Genomic DNA, 23,662 nt, shown 5'->3' on the forward strand with positions numbered 1-23,662 from the left:
TCGCAGTGCATTATCTGACTTCGACCGCCTTCGTCGACCAAGCCTCTGGACCGCGGCAGGACTACCCCGCAACGCGCCGCCAGCGGCTGCAACGAAGGCCAAGCATCGGATAGGCGGTCAGATCGCCCACAAGGCTGCTTTAACACGTTCAACCCCGTTCAACAACCGGCACAACAAGAGACGAATCGTATGGGCCACCACTGAGCACAAGATGCCGCCCTCGATTAACCGTGGCTTCGTGCCGCGCATAAACCCGTCCCGGTGGGTACTCCTGGATATCGCGTCCTTGAACAATGAGGCGCAAAGTCTCACCCGCCTCGAACCGCGTTCCCGAGGGCCAGATTTCGATATCGACCGCGACTGGCTCACCAGGCCGCAGCTTCTCTTCCTGTTCGTGTCGGTGAAACGGCTGCAGCTCCGTTGAGCGCACCGGGTCGAGCGCGCGGTGTGAGGCACGTAGCCAGCCGAGCGCCACAGGGCCATCATCGAACTGGGCATAGTGCGGGAAGGTGACGAGCTGGCCATCGCGGTCCAGCTTCTGGATTCCGACAAAGAGATCGGCATCGTCACTATCGAGTGCAGCCACCCAGAGGTGCAGTCGCATCGGCCCAACCAGCTCGACCGGCTCACTGAAACGGTAGTCGCAAACAAGGCGCCCAAGCGGCTGCCGTCGCCGGTCGACACCCCCACTTGTCGCGAGATACCAGCGTGTCAAGACTTCACTTGGTTGCCGCTCTGTGAGGAGCCCGCGTTCGACGTCGAGAAACAGGACGTACGCTCTTGTCTCGGGAATTGGCCAAGCCTCGAACGCACGCCATTCACCTGCGGTTCCTTTTGCCCGGATGAACACCCGGACAGCCGGCCATTCATCCACTTCGGTCGCGCGTCCTTTCAAGAATTTCTCGAAGAAGGCAAGCTGGCGCAGGCGACTTTCCAGGCGATAGTAGTATGCCCATTTCTTCTCGCCGTGTACTTCAAGCCATTTCTGTTGAGAACCAATTCGCTTGAATCCCTCCAGCGTTCCACGCGTGTGCAGTCCATGATCCGTCCAGCTGGCAACAACGTACGCGGGAATACGGATGTGTTCGAGTGCGGCCGCTTTGGATGCCCAAAAGGCATCGAACAGGGGATGCTCCTGCGTCTCGGTGAAGAGATCCTCCACCAGGCGTGAGCCGACCGGAAGACGTTGCAATGTCCAATACGGCCAAAACCACGTCTCTGGAATGCCACCATGAAAGGCAAACTCGCGATACGTATCGGACCACCCCTCCCAAGGATTGATCGCCGCCAGATGCGGGGGTTCCAGTGCTGCGACACGCCACTGAAAATTGGCAAGATACGAGACACCCGTCATACCGACGCGGCCTGTGCACCACGGTCGCCGCGCGATCCACTCGATTGTGTCGTAACAGTCCTGCGCCTCCTGTTCTGAGATGAACGTGGCCACCCCTTCTGAATACCAGACCCCGCGAGGATTCACGTTCACGACCGCATACCCTTGCGGTACCCAGAAGTTCGGATCCGGTCCCTCGAACATCGCATAGGGTCCGACGTCCTCCTCGCGCACACCAGCTGCGGGAAAGGCCCGGACCAAGTACTGGAGTGTTCCCTCATGTTTCCCGTACGGTCCCCACGCCAACAGGGCAGGCACTGGATCACCCGAAACCGGCCGGAAAACATCCGCGTAGATGCGTGTACCATCCCGCAATGGGATTGCCACGTCTCGTTCGATCAGCATATCGCCCTCGACCGTGCGACTCGGTGCAGGGCCGTGGATGCCTACGGTTTCCGGACGGTAGAAGGGTTCCATGAAACGGTATGGACCCATTACTGTCCCCTTCCGTTGGGAACGCATACGGGCTTGGATGAACCACCCAATGCGACCGCCCCGCCGCTACCTGGGAAGACGCAGGCGCAGGAGGCGCTGTGCATTGCCGAAGAAGATCCGCTCTTTGTCCTCGCGCGACGCCGTGATGTTCTCGACAACACGGATCGTCTCGCCGATGAACAAGCCACCCCCACGCGGATCGAAGGGAAAGTCAGTGGCGAAGAGGACACGCTCGGCCCCGAAGAACGCGAGCCCGCACTCGGTCGCCGGAAGTGCACCGAAAAGCGCCGTATCAGCATAGAAACGCCGGAAGTACTCATACGGTCGCTCGCGGAGTCGCTCCCGCGCTGCGAGATCCTCAGGGTCGTCTGTTCGCTTGCCGAGCGAGTCGAGTCCCCAGCCGACACGACCCTCGAAGTACGGCACCATTCCACCCATGTGATGGGTGACAATCTTGATGTTCGGATAGCGATCGAAGAGTCCCCAGAAGACCATGCGCGCCATGAAGACACTTGTCTCGTACGGCCACCCGAAGCACCACCAAATGTCGTACTTCGAGCGGTCCTCGGTGCGGTAGTCAGCGACCTCTGGTTCACGGGAGGGATGCACCCAGATCGGCAAGTCCCGCTCAGCCATGAAAGCGAAGAGCGGCTCGTAGATCGGCTGATCCAAAGGTGCGCCGTTCACGTTCGTATAGATCTGCACGCCTGTCGCGCCGAGTTCGTCGATGGCATAGCGTGCCTCTTCGACCGCCGCATCAGGGTCGTTCATCGGAAGCGAGGCCACGAAGCCGACAAAACGATCGGGATAGGCTTGACAAAGGTCAGCCATCCCCTCGTTCGCTAGACGAGCGAGCTCACGCGCAACTGTCGGCTCCCCCAAGGCCTCGAGGGGTGGAGCAGCGAGCGAGAGCACTTGCACGTATCCCTCATATGGCTCCATCAGTCGAAACCGATGATCCAGATCGTGCAGGGCCTGGATACCCCGCACACGCTTCTGCATATAGGCTGATCCCGCAATTTGCTTCGTCATCGCTTGCCAGTAGCGTGGTGGAAAGATGTGACAAAACACGTCGATCTTGAACATGCGTGGCGTGTCTCCTTGCGACCAACCATGCCGTAGGTTCACCGCTTCAGTGGACCGTCTAACCGTATAACTTTGAGCCCGCCATCATCGCGGGTATCACCGACGTCCCGCCGTCCGCTGCCACGGCACGAGCACGCGGCGGAGGAAGTCAACAAGTTGCACACTGACAAAACCGAGAATTGCCGTCACAAACAGCGTGGCCCAGAGCGACGATACCGAGAACGTCTGCCAGGCGCTCCACAGGAGGTACCCCAGCCCATCCCGAGCACCCAGCATTTCCGCCAATACACCAAGGATCAGTCCAGTTCCAACACCGAGCCGCAGTCCAGCGAGTACCAACGGCATCGCTCCTGGCAGTGCCACCGTGCGGATCACGTCCCAGCGTCGCGCTCCGAACGTCTTGGCCACGTCGAAATACACCGGGTTGATGGCGAGGACTCCCTCCATCGCGTTGGTCACCGCAAGGTAGAAGACTCCAATAGCGACCATAGAAACCTTTGAGCCTTCGCCGAGTCCGAAGATCAAAAGCAACAGCGGGAAGAGGGCGCTCTTCGGCAAGGGATAGGTAGCCGCGATGATCGGGTCAAGTGTCAGGCGCAGCCAGCGCCATAGCCCCATCGCTAACCCGATCAGAACTGCCGGCACACCACCAATGAGCGTCCCGAGCAGCACGCGCCACAAGGTGATCTTCAAGTGGTGGAGCAGCACCCCAGTAGTGATTGCATCCCAGAACGCCCGCACAATCGCGCTTGGTGCCGGGAAGAATCGCTGGTCGACCCAGCCGGCACGCGCAGCAACTTCCCAGATCAAGAGCAGCGCAATCGGCGACAGTACTTGCACCGCCGCCTCAGTCTTGGCTCCTGCCTGCGGGAGCCAGCGGGGCCGCTGCATCCCCGTTCGCTCCAGCGTCGCTCCCTGCTCAGCCATCGTCACGCCTCCCGTGGTCCGCGTCGAACCTCTTCGGCGATCAGTCCCCAAATTTCCTCGTAGAGCTCGCCATAGCGCGGGTCAGCGCGCACCTCGACGACGTCACGAGGCCGCGGGAACGGTATAGGAATCAGCCGTTTCACCTGGCCCGGTCGGTGCGTCATCACGAGCACTTCGTCTCCAAGCGTGATCGCCTCGTCGATCGAGTGCGTCACAAAAATCACCGTCTTCTGCTGTTCCTCACAGAGGGTCGAGACTTCCTGTTGCAGAATCGTCCGCATCTGCTCATCGAGTGCAGAAAACGGCTCATCCATCAGGAGAACATCGGGGTCCACTGCGAAAGCCCTGGCAATCGAGACTCGTTGCTTCATTCCACCGGAAAGTTGGTGCGGATAGGCGCGCTCGAATCCCGCAAGTCCCACCTTGCGGATCCAGTGTGCTGCCCGCTCCTCGATGTCACGGCCACGGACACGGCGCAACCGCAGGCCATAAGCAACATTTTCGCGCACCGTCATCCACGGGAAGACTGACTGCTCCTGGAAGACCATCGCAAAGGGTGGATGTCCGTCACGGCTTGGCCGCATCCACACCTCGCCACTGTCCTGCTGCTCAAGCCCAGCAAGGATCCGCAGCAACGTCGTCTTGCCGCAGCCACTGGGGCCGACAATCACGAGGAAACGCCCCTCACGGAGCTCGAAGCCCACCCGATCCAATGCACACAGCTGCCGTCGCCCGTGCATGAAGTGCTTGACGACATCCCTCACCCGTACGACGACATCTCGCTGGGCTACTGGTGCCGTTCTCGGCTCACTGAACGCCTCGTGCATCCCATCCTCCGACAACCTTTGCTGCTGCGAAGAACGGAACCCGTACGGTACCTCAGAACTTGTTCCGATCGTAAGAGGCTTCGATGAAGATTTTCAACCACGACGTTCTTCATACGTGAACGTGAAGGAAGATCCCTCGCGGATCGCCGCATCAGCTCCACCGCGAACATGCCCGGGTCGAGGCCATGGCATCCGCCTGCCCCCCTCACCGGAAGCAGAGCAGCGAATTGTCATCAACGCACCTCAGGCGTCGCGGAAGCGCCCACCCGCGTCCCAGCGGAGCTCCTCTCGCAGGAGGAAACACCCCCGCAAACGAATGTCACGGGCATGCGCGCCAATCATGACCTCATACTCGCCGGGCGGTGCGACCCACGCACGAGCTGCCTCGTCGAAATAGGCGAGATCGCGTGGCAACACGCTGAACGAGACGCTCGCCGATGCTTGCGGCAGGAGATGCACCCGGCGGAATCCACGGAGCTCCTTGAGTGGTCGGCGCACCGCGCCGGGCGGAAATGCGAGATACAGCTGCACCACTTCGCTTCCCGCGCGCTCGCCAACGTTCTCGACGGTACATGTGACGGTGAGCTTTTCCTCTCCGCCGAGTGATTCCCGATCAAGCACGAGATCACGATAAGCGAAACACGTGTAGCCAAGTCCAAAGCTGAAAGGAAAGAGCGGCTCAATTTGCTGCGCGTCATACCAGCGGTAGCCAAGAAACAGCCCCTCGCAGTACCGGAGCCGCCCGAACTCGCCCGGACAATTCAGGAAGGCTGGTGTGTCCTCAAGACGCCGCGGATAGGTAAACGGTAAGCGACCAGCCGGCTCCCTGACTCCCGTCAAAACGTCCACTACCGCATGACCCACTTCTTCACCGGCATACCAGGCCAACAGCAACGCCCGGACACGCTCCAGCCAAGGCAGGTTCACCGGGGATCCTACCGTCAGCACCACCATAGTGTTCGGGTTGGCATCCGCGACCGCTGTGACGAGCGCGTTCTGTGCTCCTGGTAAGTCGAACGATTCCCGATCAAAGCCCTCGCTCTCCCACTCCGGACTCAGTCCGACAAAGACGAGCGCAAGATCCGCCTGCTGCGCCGCCCGTACCGACCGAGCAATCCGTTCCTCATCGCTGAACTCCTGCACCACTCCGAAGCGAAAGCCAGCGAGTGGGAGACCAGGCTGGAACTTGCGGTATTCGACGACGATTTCGTATGCCCTTTCCGCCTCGAGGTCGACCGCAGCACGCACTTCAGCACTCCCGAACCCGAAGTAGGTCCTCCCGGGTTGCGGCGCTGTCCAGTTATCGAGCACCAACGTGCCATCGAGGTGGACCCGTACCTGCCCAACCGCCGTCGCACCGAGCACGTAGCGACCAGTGTCCTCGGGACGCAGCGTGATGCGCAGGCGTGCGGAAAACGCGTTAGCATTCACACCAGGGGCAGCCTCGCCGAGCCAAATCAGATCAGTTGTCCATACGCGAGTCGTAGCGACCGGTGCCCCTGCAAGCTCAGGATTTGCGAAGAATGCGAGTTCCGCCCCCTCGGAGCCGAGCGTTTCTCCCTCCAGCGGTGGTAGGAGTTTGAAGATTGCAGCCCCCTCCTCAACGAGAAACTCACACTGTGGCGCGCGCTCTCGCAAGACTTCAAGCGGAGTCACAACAGGATGGGAACGGACAAACGCACTACCGCCTCCGCCAACGGCCGGTCTTCTGGCATGCGGGCCAATCACCGCCAAGCGCCTCATGGTCGAGAGATCAAGCGGTAAGATCCCGTCGTTGCGCAGTAGCACCATCCCAGAAGATCCTATTTCCCAAATCAATGCTCGGCGTTCTGGGCGATCAACTGCACGCTCTTCGTTCGTCTCAGGCCCTGGAGCGAACCGCCCAGCACGTTGGTAGAGCGTTAAAACTCGGCGGGCGCTTCGCTCGATGACCTCAACCGCCACCTCGCCACGTTCCACCGCCTCACGAAGCTTGTCTCCCCGCCACTGCGGTGGCCCTGGCATCTCCAGGTCCAATCCGGCCTGTAGCGCCTTAACGGTGCTGTGTGTCGCGAACCAGTCCGACATCACAACGCCTTGATATCCAAGTTCCTCGCGAAGGATCGTGGTCAAGAGCCAGGGATGCTCGCTGCAGTAAACACCACCGACCCGGTTGTAGGCCGCCATGACACACCACGGATCAGCCTCGGCAACCGCCACCGCGAAGGGGAACAAATAGACCTCCCGTAATGTTCGCTCATCCACCTCGACTGAAACTGACTGTCGTTCGAACTCTTGATCGTTGGCAACATAGTGTTTGATGCAAGCCCCGATCCCTCGTGACTGCAGGCCCCGCACGTAAGCAACAGCCAAACGGGCAGTCAGGTACGGATCTTCGGAGAAACACTCAAAGTTTCGCCCACCGAGCGCTGTCCGCTGGAGGTTGATTGTTGGGGCAAGGACGACCTGGACGCCCTTGGTCTCTGCTTCCTCGGCCAACACCTGCCCAATCCGCTCCACGAGCTCCGGGTCCCACGTCGCGCCAAGAAGCACCGGCGCCGGAAATGCCGCAGCTGGTACGATCCGGCTACCGCGGACGCCAGCAGGACCGTCACTCACTTTGAGCGGTCGAATGCCCAACCGTGGGACGCCTGGAACGGTCCAAAGACCGTCACCAGCCAGCAGAGCGATTTTCTCCTCCGTCGTCAAGAGCGAGAGGAGCTCTCGAGATCGGGCTGCACGTCTATCACCCCCATCTTCAGGACGCGACCGAGCAGCTCATCCTCACCGAGATTGTCATCAGGGCCAATTAGCCGAGCGCGACATCCAGGACCATCATGACGGTAAAGCCAAGGATCGTCCCTCCCGTCGCGAGATCTCCGTGTTCACCACGCTGCGACTCAGGGATAAGCTCTTCAACAACCACGAAGAGCATGGCCCCAGCCGCGAAGGCAAGCGCATACGGGAGTATTGGTTGCACCAGGAGCACGGCGGCAGCACCTACAACCGCAGCGATCGGCTCGACGATCGCCGAGAGCTGCCCATACCAGAACGAACGGAGCGGGCTGAACCCCTCTCGCCGGAGAGGCATCGCAATAGCCAACCCCTCTGGAACGTTTTGTAAAGCAATGCCGATGGCGAGTGCGATCGCTCCGCTCGCTAGTGAGAGCGCCAAGGCGGGATCCATCACCCGCGCTGCGGCCCCAAACGCCACACCGACTGCAAGGCCCTCGGGAACATTGTGCAAGGTGATCGCCAAAATCAAAAGCGTTGTCCGTCGCCAGGTTGTCGAAACCCCTTCGGCGGCTTCGCGAGGGAGGAAGAGATGTAGGTGCGGAAGGTAACGGTCCACGACGCGGAGTCCAATGGCACCAACGACCAAGCCGATGGCAGCCGGAAGCCAAGCGATCGAACCGTTCTGCTCTGCCACCTCCATAGCTGGGATCAAAAGTGACCAAACGCTTGCGGCAACCATGACCCCGGCAGCAAAGCCGAGCATAGCATCCAGGAGCCAACGCGGTACGTCACGCCGGACCAGCACAAGTGCAGCCGCTACCGCTGTTGCCCCCCAGGTGAGCAGACCACCCAAGAGCGCCTGCATCAGCGGATCAAGTGACAAGAACCAGTCAAACATCGGCCTGTCCCTTCTCAGCCTCTCTTCGCAAAATCAAAGATATATATTCGTCTAAACTAATACAGCAGTGAACGCAACCCTGATTGCGACCCGTGCGCTTGCGCTACGGCTTCCGCTCGTCGCGAGTCATCCGCTGCCCGATCCACTCCTCGGCGAGTCGTCGGGCATCGTGCCAGATCTCCCAGAGAGGCAGACCCGTCCGTTGATGAATCGCGAGACAATCGCGGTACTCCGGCACCGCATCAACCACGCGCCCGCCGAACACCTTCAGCTTGACAGTCACCTCACCCCAGCGCGTAGCGATCGGCACGAGCACACGGTCAAGCTTTGTCCGCTCAATCGGCACTGCACGCACCCCGAACGTCGTTGAATGCTCAAAAAGGACCCGTTCGAGCGCTGGCCGATCAGCTGCCCGACAGATGACGCTGACTTCGACTGCGGGCCGCGACCGCTTCATCACGATCGGAGTCAGGTAGACGTCCAGTGCACCGGCTGCGAACAGTCGATCCACAAGCGGCTCCACAAACTGCGGATTCATGTCGTCCAGGTTCGTCTGAAGCAACAACTCAGCCTCGTCCGGATGAGGCGACACAACCGATGCTTCACCGAGCCAAAGCCGTAAGGCATTGGGCCAGGGGAGCTCGCGCGCGCCAAATCCATAGCCGACACGTTCCGGGCGGAAGGGCGGCCATTGGAAACGCGCCAGTGTCACCAGGAGTGCTGCGCCAGTCGGGGTCACGAGTTCGGCGTCAATATCAATTGGCACCGTTGGTACCGCCGCGCTCGCCAGAAGCGCAGCGGTCGCGGGAGCCGGAACCGGCAAGCGGCCATGTGCTGTCTCCACCCAGCCGCGACTCATGGGCAACGGCCCACAGGCAATCTCCTCTACTCCAAGGAGTTCAAACCCCCAGATGACACCGACAATGTCAACAATCGAATCGACAGCACCCACTTCGTGAAAGTGCACCTGCTCTACCGGCACCCCATGAACATGCGCCTCCGCCTCAGCCAGGCGTTGAAAAACAGCTAGCGCCCGCTGACGCACCCGTGGAGGAAGCGCGGAGGATGCCAAGAGTGCCCGAAGGTCATTCCAGTCACGCGCTGGCTGCGGCTCCTCTACCAGTATCCGCACCTGTGTCCCGCGAAGTCCACGGCGGACAACGGGCTCAGCAACGATGCGGTATCCCTCGAGATCGAGTGTCGCAGCGAGCTGGCCGGACAGCTCCTCGACCGCCAGTCCGACATCAACCAGCGCAGCGAGCAACATGTCGCCGCTGGCGCCCGAGAATGGGTCAATCACGGCGATTCGCACATTTTACTCCTCCGAGGCCCCACGCACGAACCCGATCCTGCTCCGCCCACGCCGCGCTTCCTCCTGCGCCCGCAACTGACCGCAAGCAGCGGCGATCTCCACGCCTCGCGAGTAGCGGACCGTGGCTGGGATACCATAATGCTCGAGAACAGCGCGGAACCGCTCGATCCGTTCCGGCCCGGGGCGACGGAACAGGGGCGCGGCAGGTGTTGGATTGTAGGGAATCAGATTCACGTGGCAGAGCAACCCGCGCAAGCGGCGCGCAAGCTCTGCAGCCGTGCGTTCGTCGTCATTGATCCCCTCGATCAGGACGTACTCAAACGTGACGCGTCGGCCGGTCTTGGCAACGTAGCGTCGGCATGCCTCCAGCAGCTCAGCGATCGGCCAGCGCCGATTCAACGGGACAAGTTGCGAACGAAGTGCATCATTCGGCGCGTGAAGGGAGACAGCGAGCTTGACTTGGTAGGGTTCCTCGGCAAGCCGGTCGATGAACGGTACCATTCCCGCCGTAGAGAGCGTGATGTGACGAGCACCGATGCCGAGCCCTTGCCGGTCGTTGACGATGGCGACGAATCGCATCACCTGGTCATAGTTCTGGAACGGTTCGCCCATCCCCATGACGACGATGTTCGAGAGGCGCCGTCCGCGCTCGCGCGCGAGGCGGGCGGCATAGACTACTTGGCTCACTATCTCTCCAGCATCTAAATTCCGGATCAACCCACCCAGCCCTGTCGCACAGAAACTGCACCCAACAGCACATCCAATCTGGCAGGAAACACAGACCGTGGTGCGATCAGGGTAGAACATCAAGACTGTCTCAACAAAATGGTCGTCGGTCGTCCGAAAGAGAAACTTCACCGTCTCACCATCATCAGTGATCCGACGTCGCACTTCCGTCAGACCACTGATCGGTAGTGTTCCAGCGAGCTCGGTCCGCATCGCCTTGGGCAGGACGGTCATCGCATCGTAGTCGAGTGTCAGCTGCTGGTAGGCCCAGTGGAACAATTGCCGTGCGCGGTAACGCGGATACCCTTGTTCCTCAGCCCAGGCCTCCAACTCGCGGAGCGTGAAGTCATGCAGCGTTCGCAAACGAGTTCGCCGCTGCTTCCCTTCTGTTCGTTTTCGCTCTGTTGCTGTCTGCGTCTGCATCGGATACGTCCACCTCGATGGTCTGTTCACTATCCCATCGAGTGTATCAACTCACCCTGGCCGTCTGTAGTTGGTCGAGTTCTGTTCGCCAGCGCCGAATTCGCCTCTCTAACGCCTCCGACTCGAAGGCCGCAAGGTAATATGGCAACCGGTCCCCACGAGCCCGATGCCATTGCCGGTAGGCCCAATCCACGAGCGCAATATCCAGTCGACGACGCAACCAGAGGGCACGCCACCCGACGGTCGTGAGCATCCGAAACTGCCGAGCACGCCGACTCCAGGGGCGCGTCAAGGCCTCAAGATCGTCTGGTGTTGCGAGTCCTTCACTGACGGCCTCTTGGAGATAACGCTGTACGTCGCGGCGACGTCCCCGAGCGGCAACAACCGCCACGATTGCGAGGAGAAGCGCTCCCGGTAGCAGAATCCCGAAAGGATACCCGACCAAGACCAGGAAAACCAGACCGACACTCTGCGTTGCCGCCGTGGCCACAGCAAGGCCGTTCCACAGTGCATGAAAGAACATCGCTCCCGCCAGGCCTCCGAGGGGTGCCAGAACGCGCAGGGGGAGAGATCGTGTCGACCGTGCCAGACCGCAGCCAAGTCCGGTTAACGCGGTGTAGAAGGGATGGCCAAAACCAGCCAGCAGCCCACGGATGACAAAGAGTGCTCCCGTTGCCACGAGCCCTTCTTCAGCAAGTGTCATGAGATAATACGCAAAATCCTCGACGACGGCGAAGCCGAGTCCCACCAACCCCCCGTAGACGATCCCGTCAACAACATCATCGAACTCATGCCGTGCGAGGGCGAACAAGAAGAAGAGAAAAGCGCCTTTGGCAAGTTCTTCGGTGACAGGGGCGAAGATCACGGCGCTCGCCGCGTCACTGATCGCCCCACTCGCTCCGAACAGTCCGCGAGCGATCAGATCAAGGACCAGTGTGGAGAATCCGCCAGCGAGTGTTCCAACGCCCGCACCCCAGAAGAAAGCGATCAGCAGCAGCCATGGAGGTTCGTGCTCAAGCGGATCGAGCCAGAGGAGAAACATCGCATAAAGCGGCGCAACGATGACCGCGAGCACCCCACCGATGAGCACAGCCTCAAGAGATGCCCCGAACACGAGCAGGCCGACGATACAACAGGTGCTGAGCAATACCAGGCCGCCCAGGCAACCGACTGCAATGTTCCAAATCGGTACTCCGACTTGCGGTGTTCCGACTGACACCATACACCTCACGGAAGTGCTCACAGCGTGCTCGATTGCGGTATATCGTAACAGCAGATCGAGGAGTTCGGTCGATCGTCGGAGCGCGATCGCCTAGCGAGGAGAACTGAGAGAGATGCAGGGACACTTGGTCGAGCGCGGTCTCGCATTGCTTCAAGAGATTCCAGAAGTCTGGCCGTCCAAAGCACCAGCACGCATTCATCCGATTTATGACGACCTGAGGACAGCGCTGCGGACGCCGGACGTGCCGTTCGCGTTCCGTTTCCTGGCACACTGGCCGCCGTACTTGGCCTACACCATTCGTCAGTTCAGCCCCTTCGTCCGCTCACGCGCTTTCGAGGATGCTGCGGATACACTCCGTGCCGAAGGAGCGTCGGCATTGGCTCAGACGCCGCAGAATCCCGCCTTCGAGTCGGTTCGTGCGCTCGTCTTGCGTGAGCACTACCTGGCTCCCAAGGTATTGCTCATCCTGACTGCCTTTGCGGTAGGACTCCGCGGACGGACCAGCGAGACAGCACCGCCCCTGGGCACAACGCTGCCGACCCCGGAACCGATTCCGGTACGACCGGCTGAGCTCCCGCGTGCACTCGACGAGCGGATCACTTCCCTGCCAGAAATTGGTTTGAGAAGTGGCAAGGCACAAGCGCTCCTTGACGAACTCGCTGCGCTGCGCGGCATTCCGTCGCTTGACGACCTCAGCCGGGTGCTCGCCGTACAGGATCTCGGCGCCCTGAGCGCGCTGAACGGGTTACGGCGAACGCTGCATGCAGACGCCTTAGAAGCGACACGGCACCTGCTTCTCGAACGAGCAGATCGAGCTACTCGTCGGCTGACGCTACCCGGGAGTAAGGTGCTTCCCGACTTCATGGTGCCGCACTCCGCGCTGCCGGACATCGAGGCAGTCGTTACCGCACTCCAAGCGATCGCGCTGGAAGTCCTCATCGATGCCACACTGGGTCGGGTGGCCATGGACGGTGCGAGTGCTGCACAACGCTCCCCCTACCCGATCACCGTGGGGGCACAACAGGACACAGGCGCGTGAACGGCACTGGCCAAGCTGCAGTTGTCAAGTAATTGGCCACGAGCAGAATCAACACGATCCAAGACAAGCGTCGCAGCATGGCCGCGGCCGCCCTGGCTCGCGCACGAAGCACTGCACCACTCTGTCCTGTCAGTGCCACACTGCTTGCAAGGTCAACAATGAAACTCAGCGCAGCCACTGGGAAGCCAACGAGAGCCCAGCGAGTACTGAGTAATGCACCAGAGTGCATGGCCAGACCGGCCACGATTGGTCCCGTTCAGCCGAACCCCGCTACGCTCTAGCCGCTACCACCCAAGACCGCTTGCCCGAATGAAGCCACCCCGTTCTCTGAACAATCTGACGTCCCCATCGACTCAGCCAGCCAAGCGGGAATGCCCAGACACCGAGTTGCGCGGCTGCCACTGCAAGCAGAACCAGGCCGACAAGTGTCCGTAATAGACGGCCAGGAAGACTGGGGAACGTCACTCCGACCAGGATCTTTCCCGCGCCAAGTGCCACCAGTATCCCAAGGACGGCAAAGAAGGTGCTTGCTCCAAGAGCAAGTCCGAAGGCACGCCAATATAGCCCACCTTGGGACTGGGGCCTTGACACACTCGCGCCGGTACGTATCAGGTTGGTGCTTCCTGGGGCGGGACGACCAGACTAAGACCTTGACACAGTCGCGCCGGTACCACAAGGTCGCCAGGAAGATGGGGAAAACAAATGTGCCAGTCCAGCAAGAACAGCAAGCGGGAAAGGCAGCCCGACATCGAGCGGGGCTCATGCAAATCGCTGATAGTGCACGGAGGCCAATCAGTAGGTAAGCAGAGCCACCATGCCAACAAGGAACGCCGCGATCACGAACATGAGCAGGGTACTCCAGTCTGCGGCTCACCTCATCGTGTCGCCCCCACACGCATACCGACCGACACCGCGTGATCCGCTTCTCATGGTCTAACTGCGGCGAGAGACATCACTTGAAACCACTCGTCTATCATTCCTGCATGGACAGGAGCTCAGAAAGTTGATTTCATTCTACCCCTTGGGGGTATCACGAGAGGGGGTCATGGCGTGGACATCCGAACACTCCAACGGCCGCTCAAGCAACGCTATCGCGAGGAACCCGACGCAGCACGCATCATCTTACGCGCGGTCGCACAGCAGTTCGACTCACCGCTCCGTTGCCGTATCGAGACGACCGGTGGCACAGTGATCAGTGAAGCTCACCCCGGGGTTGGCGGTCCGGGGATGGCCAGCTGCTCCGGCGATCTCTTGCTCGCTGCGCTGGCAGCCTGCGCTCAAATTACCTGCCAGATGGTCGCCAACGCTCTTGCCATCCCCATCGAGCACGTCAGCGTGACAGCCGAAGGCGATCTCGACCTTCGCGGCACGCTTGGTCTCTCGCGTGACGTTCCGGTAGGCTTCCAGGCGATTCGCCTCTGGATCGATCTTCGAGCCCCAGAGGCAACACCGGAACAGCTCGCGAGTCTCCGCGAGAAGACCGAGCAGTTCTGTGTAATCTACCAGACCCTTCGGCAGCCGCCGGAAATGACGGTGCACTGGCCGAGCAATTTCACTCAGCCATAGAGCTCAGCCAAGCGCTCGATGGTGAAGCCAGGTGCCTGACAAGCCTCAATGATCCGACGCTCCCGCGCCTCGACTTCTTTGGCTGCACGATACAGTTCCGAGGCGATCTCGAGCGGGATCTGGATGACGCCGTGCTTATCTCCATGTAGCAGATCACCTGGATACACGGTCAGACCCCCGACCGTCACTGGCGTACCAAACTCCACCACATGGACATACGCATGAGAAACCTGCACTTGGCCGGCAAAGAAGTGGAAACCGAGTCGCTCTACTTCGTCGAGATCACGGACACCACCATTCGTGACGGTTCCGATGCACCCCAGCGCACGATGGATATTTGCATTGACCTCGCCCCAAAAGGAACCGACCGGGGGATCATCAAGGTCTTGAATCACGACGATCCGTGGCTCCGGGATCGTCAGAATGTACTCCCACATCGCACGGCGCGGCACAGCCTCGCCCGGTTGGGGTGCTTGCGCGGCACGGATCTTGGCCGTGACAGCATAGCCGACCATCGTCCCGAGGTGAGGAAACATGCATTTGATGCCTGCGTCCATAAACCCAATGTTACGCGGTCGGACATTGAACGTTTCAATCGCATTGGCTACCGTCGGCGTCGTGAGCGTCTGCAATGCTTTCAGTACCTCCGGTGCGAGCGGCGCTTTCGGCATCGCTCTCCCTCCTCGCTTCGGACCCTTCCCTCGGCGCGCATCATACTGGAGGTGCGACAATCGCGCATCCATCAGGACTCGTCGAACCGATCCGTTCGCAGTAGGATGCGGTGCGGATAACGGTACACCCGCGGAGGGATGTCATGGAGGTCGCCCAGCTTGTGGAGCTCGCTCGTCAGAACCTCGCAGCGCTTGGTATCCCGGTGGCCAAGGAGGAACTGGAGCGCGCCGGTGAGGGTGGATTCTTCGCGACAGCTCTGGCCTTTCACCAGCTACTGGAGAACCAGTCAGCGGACGACGAACCCCCCGATCTCTTCGGCGAGCGCTTGCTTGTCACTCCCGAGCCACCGACTCCGCCCGCGGTCGTGAATGGCACTGCACCCGACATCCTGACACTGGCCGCCGCTCTCCGCCGACGCGAGACGAGTAGCCGCGAACTCGTCCAGCAGGCACTTCAGCACATCGCGCAGCGGGATGGTGAACTCAATGCATTCCAGCTGGTCCTGCCAGAGCAGGCGATGCTGCAGGCCACGCAGGCCGACGAAGAACTTGCTCGCGGGGTCGATCGTGGACCGTTGCATGGCCTACCGGTCGCGCTCAAGGACCTGATCGACCTAGCCGGCACGCCGACGACTGCTGGATCGGCCATCCTCGCCACCACACTCGCCGAGCGTGATGCAACTGTGGTCGAACGCCTCCGCGCAGCAGGAGCGATCATTATTGGCAAAACGCGCCTTCCAGAGTTCGCGTACTCCGGCGCTTCCAACAACCCACACTACGGTCCGGTGCGAAACCCTCGTGCTCCTGAGCGCGATAGTGGTGGCTCGTCCAGCGGCTCGGCCGCAGCCGTCGCCGCTGGAATGGTGGTTATGGCCATCGGTTCCGATACTGGCGGCTCGATTCGCATTCCGGCAGCATACTGCGGGCTGGTCGGTCTCAAGCCGACCTACGGTCGCGTCAGTCTCCTCGGGGTCTTTCCGCTGGCTTGGTCACTCGATCACCTTGGCCCGATCACCCGCACCGTCACCGATGCCGCAGTGTCGCTAGCCGCGATCGCTGGTGTTGACGCCCGTGACCCGCGTACCCGCGACCATCCACTCCGCGACCTGCAAGCAGCCGCCGCAGCAGATCGGATCGAGGGACGTATCGGCATCGTGCGCTCCTTCGGCAGTGAAGAGGCGCTCGCCGAGCCGGCAGTGATTCAGGCCACGAACGCCGCTGTTCAGACACTTGCAGACGCTGGAGCAGAACTCGAGTGGATTGATCTCCCCGAACTTAGCCAGCTTCGTATCCTCAGCGCGACGATCTCGCAGCTTGAAGCTGCCGCAGTGCATGCTTCCACGGCACGCGAGCGCTGGTCGCGATATGGCGACTTCTTCCGGCTCCGCCTCATCGGCTGCTTCGCGTATCCTTCCTGGGCTTATCTTGCTGCCCAGCGACTGGCCAGGCGTGCACGGACGAGCCTCCAACACATCCTCGATGCGCGGCGCCTTCACTTCCTCGCATTGCCCACCGCTCCATCCGTGGCACCACCGCTCGGCCAGTGGTCGCCGCGCGCGAGCTGGTTGACCTCGCCGTTCAATCTCCTCGGCTGGCCGGTTATCAGCGTGCCGGCAGGCCAAGACGACAGTGGACTCCCGATCGGGCTCCAGCTTGTCGCGCGCCCCTGGCGCGAAGACCTGGTGATCACTGCCGCTCGCATTGTCGAACAAGGAGCGAAGATTGGGTCGTGACGCAAGAGGCCTCAACATCAGGTGACAACACGAGACCTGCCACAGTCGCTGAAGCCGTTCACGCAGCGAGGCGAGAGCTCCACTGGCTACCGGATCCCAGCCAGAACTTCCCCACCGCATCTCAGCGGCTCAAGCAGCATGTGCAGAACGGGAGCGCCCCAGAAGAGGTGCAAAGGCACAATCCGAATCACCTAGAGAAAGAACGCGCCGAATCACGTGAATACGTACGGCCGTGGATAGCCGCGCCCCTCACTGCCTCCTCACGAGATGAGTTGGGGTGCGAGAATCACCGGACGCCCTTTCCATTTCCAAGGCTGTGGGTCATACTTCAACCGAGCGGTGCTCTTAGCTCGTCCAGAAGAGGATCGTCTCTTGGCACCGCTCACCGGTCGGTTCGACGAGGGAAAGGGAGGGTCACAATGCCGTACGAACTCCCACCGCTTCCGTACCCCTACGACGCGCTCGAGCCATACATCGACGCTCGCACGATGGAGATCCATCACACAGGGCACCACGGTGCTTATGTACGCAACGTGAACGCCGCACTCGAGAAGCATCCGGAACTCCCGGCAATGCCGATCGAGGAGCTTTTGCGTCGCATCAACGAGGTGCCAGAAGACATCCGTACGGCCGTGCGCAATAACGGTGGCGGTCATGCGAACCACACCATCTTCTGGCAGATCATGGGGCCTAATGCCGGCGGGGAGCCAACCGGTGATCTTGCGCAGGCCATCACCGAGACCTTTGGCAGCTTCCAGCAGTTTAAGGAGCAGTTCTCCGCTGCTGCCGCTGGTGTGTTCGGCTCTGGATGGGCATGGCTGGTACTGGATCAGAATGGAAAGCTCCAGATCATCACCCGGCCCAATCAGGACAGCCCATACATGGACAACCTTTATCCGGTGATGGGACTCGACGTCTGGGAGCACGCGTATTATCTCAAGTACCAGAACCGGCGGCCGGAATACATCGCGAACTGGTGGAACGTCGTGAACTGGGACGCAGTCGCCCAGCGTTACCGCGAGGGGCTGAAGCGCTAAACCGCACCTCCACAGTGACGCGGGCGCCGGGAGCATACTCCCGGCGCCCGCATCTTGCTCTCCCCGGGAGACCGTTTATGACTCAACGAGTTCGATTGGTCGCAAGTTTGCTTCGATCTCCGCGCGCAGTGGCTCCAGGAACGGTGGTAACGAAAGTCTTTCGCCAAGATGCTCAACATCCTCGTCCGTCGTAAAACCTGGACCATCGGTCGCCAATTCGTAGAGTACGCCACCTGGCTCTCGGAAATAGAGCGAACGGAAGTAATAGCGGTCGATCTGCGGAGTCACTGGTATGCCAGCCCGCGCGATCCGCCCGCGCCAGGCACGATGCGTTGCATCGTCCGGCACCCGGAATGCCACGTGATGGACGCCTCCTGCTCCGAGTTGTGCCCGCGGCAGATCCGCACGCTCTTCCACCACGACCACTGTTCCCGGTCCCCCAGGACCGGTCTCGTAGATTGCCTGACGGAACCCAACAGAGCGCTCTTCTCGTGGCCGGAAGCCGAGGACCTCCGTCAAGACATGTACCGTCGGCTCGAGAGCCCGGACAACGATCGTCACTCCGAAGATCCCCTTGATCTGGTAGCTTGCTGGCACTGGTGAACGTTCCCAGGGTCGGCCCCCTGGTACACCGCCATCAACAACAAGCGCGAGTCGCTGTCCCTCTGGATCGCGGAACAGCAAGGCCTCACACCCCGCATACTCCCCAGGCTCGATCCCAGGAACACTGTGTCGATTGAGCCACTCACTCCACCACGCTAGTGCTTCACGGCTGTCAACCCGCAACGCGATGCGGGCGATGTCACCGTGCCCCGGTTGATGTGGCGGAAGATGCGACCAGTCGAAGAACGTGACATCCGTCCCTGGACTTCCAACCGCATCGGCATAAAACAGGTGATACGCTGACACATCGTCCTGGTTGACCGTCTTCTTGACAAGTCGCAGACCGAGTACCCGCGTATAGAAGCGCAAATTCTCGGCCGCTTGTCCAGTGACAGCCGTGACATGATGGATTCCCAACAATGCAAGTTCGTTCATCTCTGTACTCCCTCCCGGGTAACGACGTATGTCGAGTGTACCGCTCACGCCAGTCGCATGCCGTCCAGTACCCAGCACTACATTGCCCCCTGTTCATGGCTGTCATGGCGACAGGGGCGAATCAGTCACTCAGTTCCTTGTCCAAAGTGGCATCCCGCTGCTCGCCACACCTGCCCTCGACTGAATCGATGTCAAGGGATGCACTCTCCAACCTCCCGGGGGACCATCGCGTCGCTTCGAAGGCAGCGCTCCCTTTCCCACTGCACCGATCGCCATCCGAGCAGCCAGGGAGACACCTCTCGCGTCGCACCAGAACCAGACGGACACTGTGTTCCCAGCATGCAACAGGCGCTGTATCACGAGCGACGTGTCGTCGATGCAGGCAAGGCAGCCCGGCTCAAAACCCTCTGCAAGCTCTTCTACGCTCTCTCACCTCGCAGAGTGCCAAACCTTTCAGTATTCTCGCGAGATTGTTTGGTGACCGCCTGCCATCGAGCAGTGCACCTCATACCGTGAGCTGGTCGCGGCCGCTCATCACGAAGCCGACACCTTCGTGCAGCCTGGGACGACGCATCGTACAATGCCGTTATGGAACCTAGCCTGATTCGTTTGGGCGCATTTCGGTCATGGTCGCCAAGGAGAATCACCTGCCTAGCACTCGCACCCTGGCGAGCATATGAGTACAATGGCTTCAGCATTGCTTTCGGATGGTCAGCAAGATGGGATAGAGGGGATGGACAAGAAGAATCCTTGCTCACCGATTCCGGTCCGTTCTCGACATCCGGCGGTGCGAGCATGGATTTATCTCATGCGCATCGCCTATCGCACCGAGCGGGAGTCCGCCGCACACGCCTACGAGCATGGTCTCACGTTCGCCCAACTCGATGTGATCTTTCACGTCGGGAAATGTCCCGGCATCACTCAGCAGGAACTTGCGGAGCGGTTGCTCGTGACACCTGGGAATGTCACCCAACTCCTTCAGCGAATGGAGCGTCTTGGGTTAATCCGCCGTGTCCCTGAAGGACGGGCAAAACGCCTCTACCTGACCGAAAAGGGGCAGGACTATTGCGACCGACTGCTGCCGCGTCAGGAGCAGCTCCACATCCAGCAGTTCTCGGGCTTGGCGCCAGAAGAACAGGAGCAGCTCCTCCGCTTGCTGATGAAGCTCGATCGCGCGCAGCGGCGAAAAGTTCGCGCGTTCCGCGAGGCGCAGGAACAGCTCTATCAGGAGCGTTCACACGCCGCAAATGGCTGAGCGGCTCGCCGCTCAACGAGAATCGGATCACCGGGCTGCACGATTCCCGTTCGGAGGACGACCGCGCACACTCCACGCCGCCCGTAGAGCGCCTTAACGAGTTGGGGATGGTACACCCCGACCGTACTACAAGGCTTGTTTTGCGCTGTCACCTCGAGCACGACCGACGCTCCAATGAGGAGGCGATCACCAGGCTCTAGATCGCTCAGATCCCCCAAACCCTCCACGGTCAGGTTCTCACCCAGGAAGCCCGGCTCAAGCTGAATTCCGAGCGTCTCATTGACCTCGTCCAACACTTCTTGGGCCACAATGGTGAGTTGACGCGTGTTCGGTTCTGGATCGCCACCCTTCTTGTGACGATTTACTGGTCCCGCATGGTAATCCCCAACCACCCCATCCGGGCCGACTTCAATCACCAACCGTCGATACTTCGGCACCCCACCCTGTGGGCTAGAACAGACCGCTACGACTCGCCCCCGCTTGCCCACTATTGCATCGCTCATTGTGCTCTTCCCCTCCTCCCAAGTCTGTTGAGTGCCTCCTCCAAGGCTGTCATTGCTTCACTCATCGCACGATAGATCTCTGTCACCTCGCCGCGCGGCTCGACCCGTCGCCAATCCGTCACATCTGCCCGTGCGAGCTCGTCGAGTGATCGCCCGGTGACCCGCGCCAGCGCGACGAGCGCTGCCCCCCGCAATGACGCTTCCGGATCTGGTGCGAGCACAAGAGTGTGTCCCACCGCGTCAGCCACAATCTGCGTCCAACCCGGTGTTCCGAGTAACGCATTTCCGCTCGCAATGAACACGTCAATTCCTGGCTGAATGCGCAGGAGAAGATCAACGACGGTCGCGATACGGCAGGCGATCGCCTCGAGCGCAGCACGGAGGATCGTAATGCCATCATGCCCGAGCCGTAATCCAGTCAGCGTTGCGACCGCGTCTACTGGCCAACGTGGACTTCGCTCCCCGGCAATCGTCGGCACCCAGAGGAGTCCGCTCGCACCAGGCTGCTGTTGGCCAACGAGTTCCCAGAGCTCGGGCTCAGGAGGAAGGACAAATCGACGGCGGATCCAGTCGACAAGATCACCCCCTTCGCTCAGGGCACCACCAGCAAGGACGAATTCGCTGTCCAATCGGTAGAGCCAGGTACCCCAGGGCGGTTCGACTGGACGACCACGCCAGAGGACACGCACGGCGCTGGACGTCCCAATCATGATTGTGGCGCGATCAATCCCAATGCCAGCGCTCCCAACGTTGCTGCACGCACCGTCACCCCACGCCGGGTACCATAACGCCCTGGCGAAGCGTGGCCACCGCTTCCGAAACCGTTCGCTGAGCTCCTGTGGGGCGTCGTTGATCCGCGGCAACTGCGCCGGATCGATACCAACTCGCTCAGCCGTTTCGTCGTCCCAGGCGAGTCGATGCGTATCGAAAAGCCCTGTCCCAGACGCCATGGAGAGAGAGGTACACAGGTCACCTGTCCATCGCGCCAGCAAGAAATCGGGGAAGGCGCACCACCACCGGGTCGCGCGCCAGCACTCTGGCTTTGCTTCCCGTAACCAGGCAAGGCGTGCCACGGGATAACTTGGGTGCAGATAGGCACCGGTTCGGCGATGGTGAGCCTGTGCATCGAGGTCGCGTCGCAGGCGCTTCGCAACATCGCACGCACGTGTGTCCGCCCACATGGTAACGGAGGTCGTTGGACGCCCCTGTTCATCGATCCCCATGAGGCTGTGCCAGAAGCAACTGATCCCGACCGCCGCAACTTGTCCGGTCGCTTTCGCCTGTACGATATCGAGGAGTTCCTCGATCCGCTCTGCGAAGAGGAGGGGATCGAGTTCCGCGCGCCCGTCCGGCCCCGTCTCCAAGCGATACGCAACCCGGCTCAGTGTTCCCTCAATCAGCTGCCCAGTTCCGTCGAACAGTCCAGCTCGGGCAGAGGAACTTCCAATATCCAGTGCGAGCACGGAAAATCCAGCGTCCGCAGCCTGCACGGCTGCTCACCCCTCGTTCACCCACTCTGGGCCTGCAAGACGACGTACTGCTGTCGCTCGTTCGCCGAGTGCTTCCATGAGCACGCGCAACGGAACCTCAAACTGGGGATGAATCAGGTCAGGAGCCAGCTCCACCAGCGGGACAAGCACGAACGACCGCTCGTGCAGCCGCGGGTGAGGCACAACGAGTTCTTCACTCGCCATGACAACCGCATCATAGAGGAGCAGGTCGAGATCAAGCGTCCGTGGGGCATTTGGGAACAACCGTTGTCGCCCCGCCGCACGCTCGATCTCCAGGAGACGATGCAAAAGCTCTTGCGGCTCGAGCGCTGTCTCCAGGATCACCACCGCATTCAAAAACCACGGTTGATCACGATAACCGACTGGCTCGGTCTCATACAGCGATGAGACCGCCGTGACCTGGCCCAAGGTGCGCAGCTGCCCCACGGCTGTACGGAGTGTCGCCCACCGATCACCAAGATTACTCCCGAGCCCGATGTAGGCTGTCACCATGTCCCACGCACCACAGCATCGGTCATGCGCACCACCCGCACCATCTCACGGACATCGTGCACCCGGACGATGTCGGCACCGTTCGCAATGGAGAGTGCGATCGTCGCTGCCGTGCCCTCTAACCGATCCTCAGGAGGCGTCCCGAGTACGTACCCGATTGTCCGTTTGCGTGACGTGCCCACGAGGATAGGACGCCCAAGAACCGTCAAGTCGCGCAAACGGCGGAGCAGGAGCAAATTGAGTTCCGGCTCCTTCCCGAAGCCGAAGCCAGGATCAATGATGATGTGCTCCCAGCGCACCCCAGCCACAAGAGCTCGCTCGATCCGGATCGCCAGATCCCGGATCAGGCGCGGAACGAGTTCGTCCGCCCGTTGAATCTCCAGGTCGTGCATGATGACCACCGGTACACCAGCTCGCGCCGCGACAGCGAGCATATCCGGATCGCCTGCCAGACCGCGTACATCGTTGATCATCGTTGCCCCGGCTAACAGCGCTGCCTCTGCGACGACTGCCTTGTTGGTATCAACGGAGATCGGGACATCAGGCAATGCTTCGCGGATCGCTCGGATCGCTGGGATGACGCGCCGGAGCTCCTCTTCGGCCGGTACCGGAATGTGTCCCGGACGGGTCGACTCCCCTCCCACGTCCAGGATATCGGCACCAGCCTCGACCATCGCCCGAGCTCGGCGGACGACTTCGTCCAGGCGATCGATCAGACCGTCACCGCTGAACGAATCCGGAGTCACATTGATGATCCCCATAACGAATGTCCGACGTCCCCAGGGCCACTGATCAAACGGTGGGGCATCGACGCGTGGCACCTCCACGGTTGTATTCACCATCACACGACCTC

At 60.9% G+C, this 23,662-nt stretch carries 22 protein-coding genes; 5 read left to right on the plus strand and 17 right to left on the minus strand.

The window, feature by feature from the left end:
* Nucleotides 1–148: 148 nt before the first annotated feature.
* The 9 genes from NET03_RS03865 to NET03_RS03905 form a co-directional block, all read right to left on the minus strand.
* Complete coding sequence (locus NET03_RS03865; RefSeq protein ID WP_252127580.1) at nucleotides 149–1,828, minus strand: CocE/NonD family hydrolase; 1,680 nt, start codon at nucleotides 1,826–1,828, stop codon at nucleotides 149–151.
* Between the two features lie 66 nt (nucleotides 1,829–1,894).
* Complete coding sequence (locus NET03_RS03870; protein WP_252127581.1) at nucleotides 1,895–2,914, minus strand: amidohydrolase family protein; 1,020 nt, start codon at nucleotides 2,912–2,914, stop codon at nucleotides 1,895–1,897.
* A 96-nt stretch (nucleotides 2,915–3,010) separates the two neighbouring features.
* Nucleotides 3,011–3,841 (minus strand): ABC transporter permease, encoded by an 831-nt coding sequence (locus NET03_RS03875; RefSeq protein WP_252127582.1) that lies wholly within the window; start codon nucleotides 3,839–3,841, stop codon nucleotides 3,011–3,013.
* 2 nt (nucleotides 3,842–3,843) lie between these two features.
* Entirely contained in the window at nucleotides 3,844–4,668 is an 825-nt protein-coding gene (locus NET03_RS03880) for an ABC transporter ATP-binding protein (RefSeq protein WP_252127583.1), read from the minus strand.
* Between the two features lie 243 nt (nucleotides 4,669–4,911).
* Entirely contained in the window at nucleotides 4,912–7,356 is a 2,445-nt protein-coding gene (locus NET03_RS03885; RefSeq protein WP_252127584.1) for a beta-glucosidase, read from the minus strand.
* A gap of 100 nt (nucleotides 7,357–7,456) precedes the next feature.
* A complete protein-coding gene (locus tag NET03_RS03890) occupies nucleotides 7,457–8,281 on the minus strand; it encodes a ZIP family metal transporter (RefSeq protein ID WP_252127585.1) in 825 nt (274 codons plus the stop codon).
* Nucleotides 8,282–8,384: 103 nt separating this feature from the next.
* Nucleotides 8,385–9,593 (minus strand): nickel pincer cofactor biosynthesis protein LarC, encoded by a 1,209-nt coding sequence (larC, locus tag NET03_RS03895; RefSeq protein ID WP_252127586.1) that lies wholly within the window; start codon nucleotides 9,591–9,593, stop codon nucleotides 8,385–8,387.
* Nucleotides 9,594–9,596: 3 nt separating this feature from the next.
* Nucleotides 9,597–10,742, minus strand: a complete 1,146-nt coding sequence (gene rlmN / locus NET03_RS03900; protein WP_252127587.1) for a dual-specificity RNA methyltransferase RlmN — start codon at nucleotides 10,740–10,742, stop codon at nucleotides 9,597–9,599.
* Nucleotides 10,743–10,788: 46 nt separating this feature from the next.
* Nucleotides 10,789–11,964: a PrsW family intramembrane metalloprotease gene (locus NET03_RS03905; RefSeq protein WP_252127588.1), complete on the minus strand. Its 1,176-nt coding sequence runs from the start codon at nucleotides 11,962–11,964 to the stop codon at nucleotides 10,789–10,791.
* A 112-nt stretch (nucleotides 11,965–12,076) separates the two neighbouring features.
* Between NET03_RS03905 and NET03_RS03910 the strand changes: the two genes are divergently transcribed.
* A complete protein-coding gene (locus NET03_RS03910) occupies nucleotides 12,077–13,003 on the plus strand; it encodes a halocarboxylic acid dehydrogenase DehI family protein (RefSeq protein ID WP_252127589.1) in 927 nt (308 codons plus the stop codon).
* Here NET03_RS03910 and NET03_RS03915 read toward each other — a convergent pair.
* A complete protein-coding gene (locus NET03_RS03915; RefSeq protein ID WP_252127590.1) occupies nucleotides 12,969–13,247 on the minus strand; it encodes a hypothetical protein in 279 nt (92 codons plus the stop codon). The two genes, NET03_RS03910 and NET03_RS03915, sit on opposite strands and share 35 nt — an antisense overlap.
* 26 nt (nucleotides 13,248–13,273) lie before the next feature.
* Entirely contained in the window at nucleotides 13,274–13,594 is a 321-nt protein-coding gene (locus tag NET03_RS03920; protein ID WP_252127591.1) for a hypothetical protein, read from the minus strand.
* A 459-nt stretch (nucleotides 13,595–14,053) separates the two neighbouring features.
* On the opposite strand from NET03_RS03920, the gene NET03_RS03925 reads away from it, so the two are divergent.
* The gene (locus tag NET03_RS03925) at nucleotides 14,054–14,569 is read left to right on the plus strand and encodes an OsmC family protein (protein WP_252127592.1); all 516 of its coding nucleotides are present in this window, start codon (nucleotides 14,054–14,056) and stop codon (nucleotides 14,567–14,569) included.
* Here the strand turns inward: NET03_RS03925 and NET03_RS03930 are convergent.
* On the minus strand, nucleotides 14,560–15,240 hold the full coding sequence (locus NET03_RS03930; RefSeq protein ID WP_252127593.1) for an RraA family protein: 681 nt from the start codon (nucleotides 15,238–15,240) through the stop codon (nucleotides 14,560–14,562). The two genes, NET03_RS03925 and NET03_RS03930, sit on opposite strands and share 10 nt — an antisense overlap.
* Nucleotides 15,241–15,383: 143 nt before the next feature.
* On the opposite strand from NET03_RS03930, the gene NET03_RS03935 reads away from it, so the two are divergent.
* Both NET03_RS03935 and NET03_RS03940 read left to right on the plus strand, forming a co-directional pair.
* Nucleotides 15,384–16,973: an amidase gene (locus NET03_RS03935; RefSeq protein WP_252127594.1), complete on the plus strand. Its 1,590-nt coding sequence runs from the start codon at nucleotides 15,384–15,386 to the stop codon at nucleotides 16,971–16,973.
* A gap of 419 nt (nucleotides 16,974–17,392) precedes the next feature.
* Nucleotides 17,393–18,010, plus strand: a complete 618-nt coding sequence (locus NET03_RS03940) for a superoxide dismutase (RefSeq protein ID WP_252127595.1) — start codon at nucleotides 17,393–17,395, stop codon at nucleotides 18,008–18,010.
* A 75-nt stretch (nucleotides 18,011–18,085) separates the two neighbouring features.
* On the opposite strand, the gene NET03_RS03945 is transcribed toward NET03_RS03940, so the two are convergent.
* Complete coding sequence (locus tag NET03_RS03945; protein ID WP_252127596.1) at nucleotides 18,086–19,048, minus strand: ring-cleaving dioxygenase; 963 nt, start codon at nucleotides 19,046–19,048, stop codon at nucleotides 18,086–18,088.
* A gap of 685 nt (nucleotides 19,049–19,733) precedes the next feature.
* Between NET03_RS03945 and NET03_RS03950 the strand changes: the two genes are divergently transcribed.
* Nucleotides 19,734–20,303: a MarR family winged helix-turn-helix transcriptional regulator gene (locus NET03_RS03950; protein ID WP_252127597.1), complete on the plus strand. Its 570-nt coding sequence runs from the start codon at nucleotides 19,734–19,736 to the stop codon at nucleotides 20,301–20,303.
* Here the strand turns inward: NET03_RS03950 and NET03_RS03955 are convergent.
* Genes NET03_RS03955 through folP form a run of 4 tightly spaced genes read right to left on the minus strand, consistent with a single transcriptional unit; the run spans nucleotide 20,273 to nucleotide 23,651 of the window.
* The gene (locus tag NET03_RS03955; protein WP_252127598.1) at nucleotides 20,273–20,806 is read right to left on the minus strand and encodes an MOSC domain-containing protein; all 534 of its coding nucleotides are present in this window, start codon (nucleotides 20,804–20,806) and stop codon (nucleotides 20,273–20,275) included. The two genes, NET03_RS03950 and NET03_RS03955, sit on opposite strands and share 31 nt — an antisense overlap.
* Nucleotides 20,803–22,296, minus strand: coding sequence for a gluconokinase (locus NET03_RS03960; protein ID WP_252127599.1), 1,494 nt, complete (start codon nucleotides 22,294–22,296; stop codon nucleotides 20,803–20,805). Before NET03_RS03960 ends, NET03_RS03955 begins: the two co-directional genes overlap by 4 nt.
* 6 nt (nucleotides 22,297–22,302) lie before the next feature.
* Nucleotides 22,303–22,809, minus strand: a complete 507-nt coding sequence (folK, locus tag NET03_RS03965; protein ID WP_252127600.1) for a 2-amino-4-hydroxy-6-hydroxymethyldihydropteridine diphosphokinase — start codon at nucleotides 22,807–22,809, stop codon at nucleotides 22,303–22,305.
* Entirely contained in the window at nucleotides 22,803–23,651 is an 849-nt protein-coding gene (gene folP / locus NET03_RS03970; RefSeq protein WP_252127601.1) for a dihydropteroate synthase, read from the minus strand. Before folP ends, folK begins: the two co-directional genes overlap by 7 nt.
* Nucleotides 23,652–23,662 lie beyond the last annotated feature (11 nt).

It is taken from the genome of Thermomicrobium sp. CFH 73360 (assembly GCF_023806465.1).
In the GTDB taxonomy this organism is placed as follows: domain Bacteria; phylum Chloroflexota; class Chloroflexia; order Thermomicrobiales; family Thermomicrobiaceae; genus Thermomicrobium.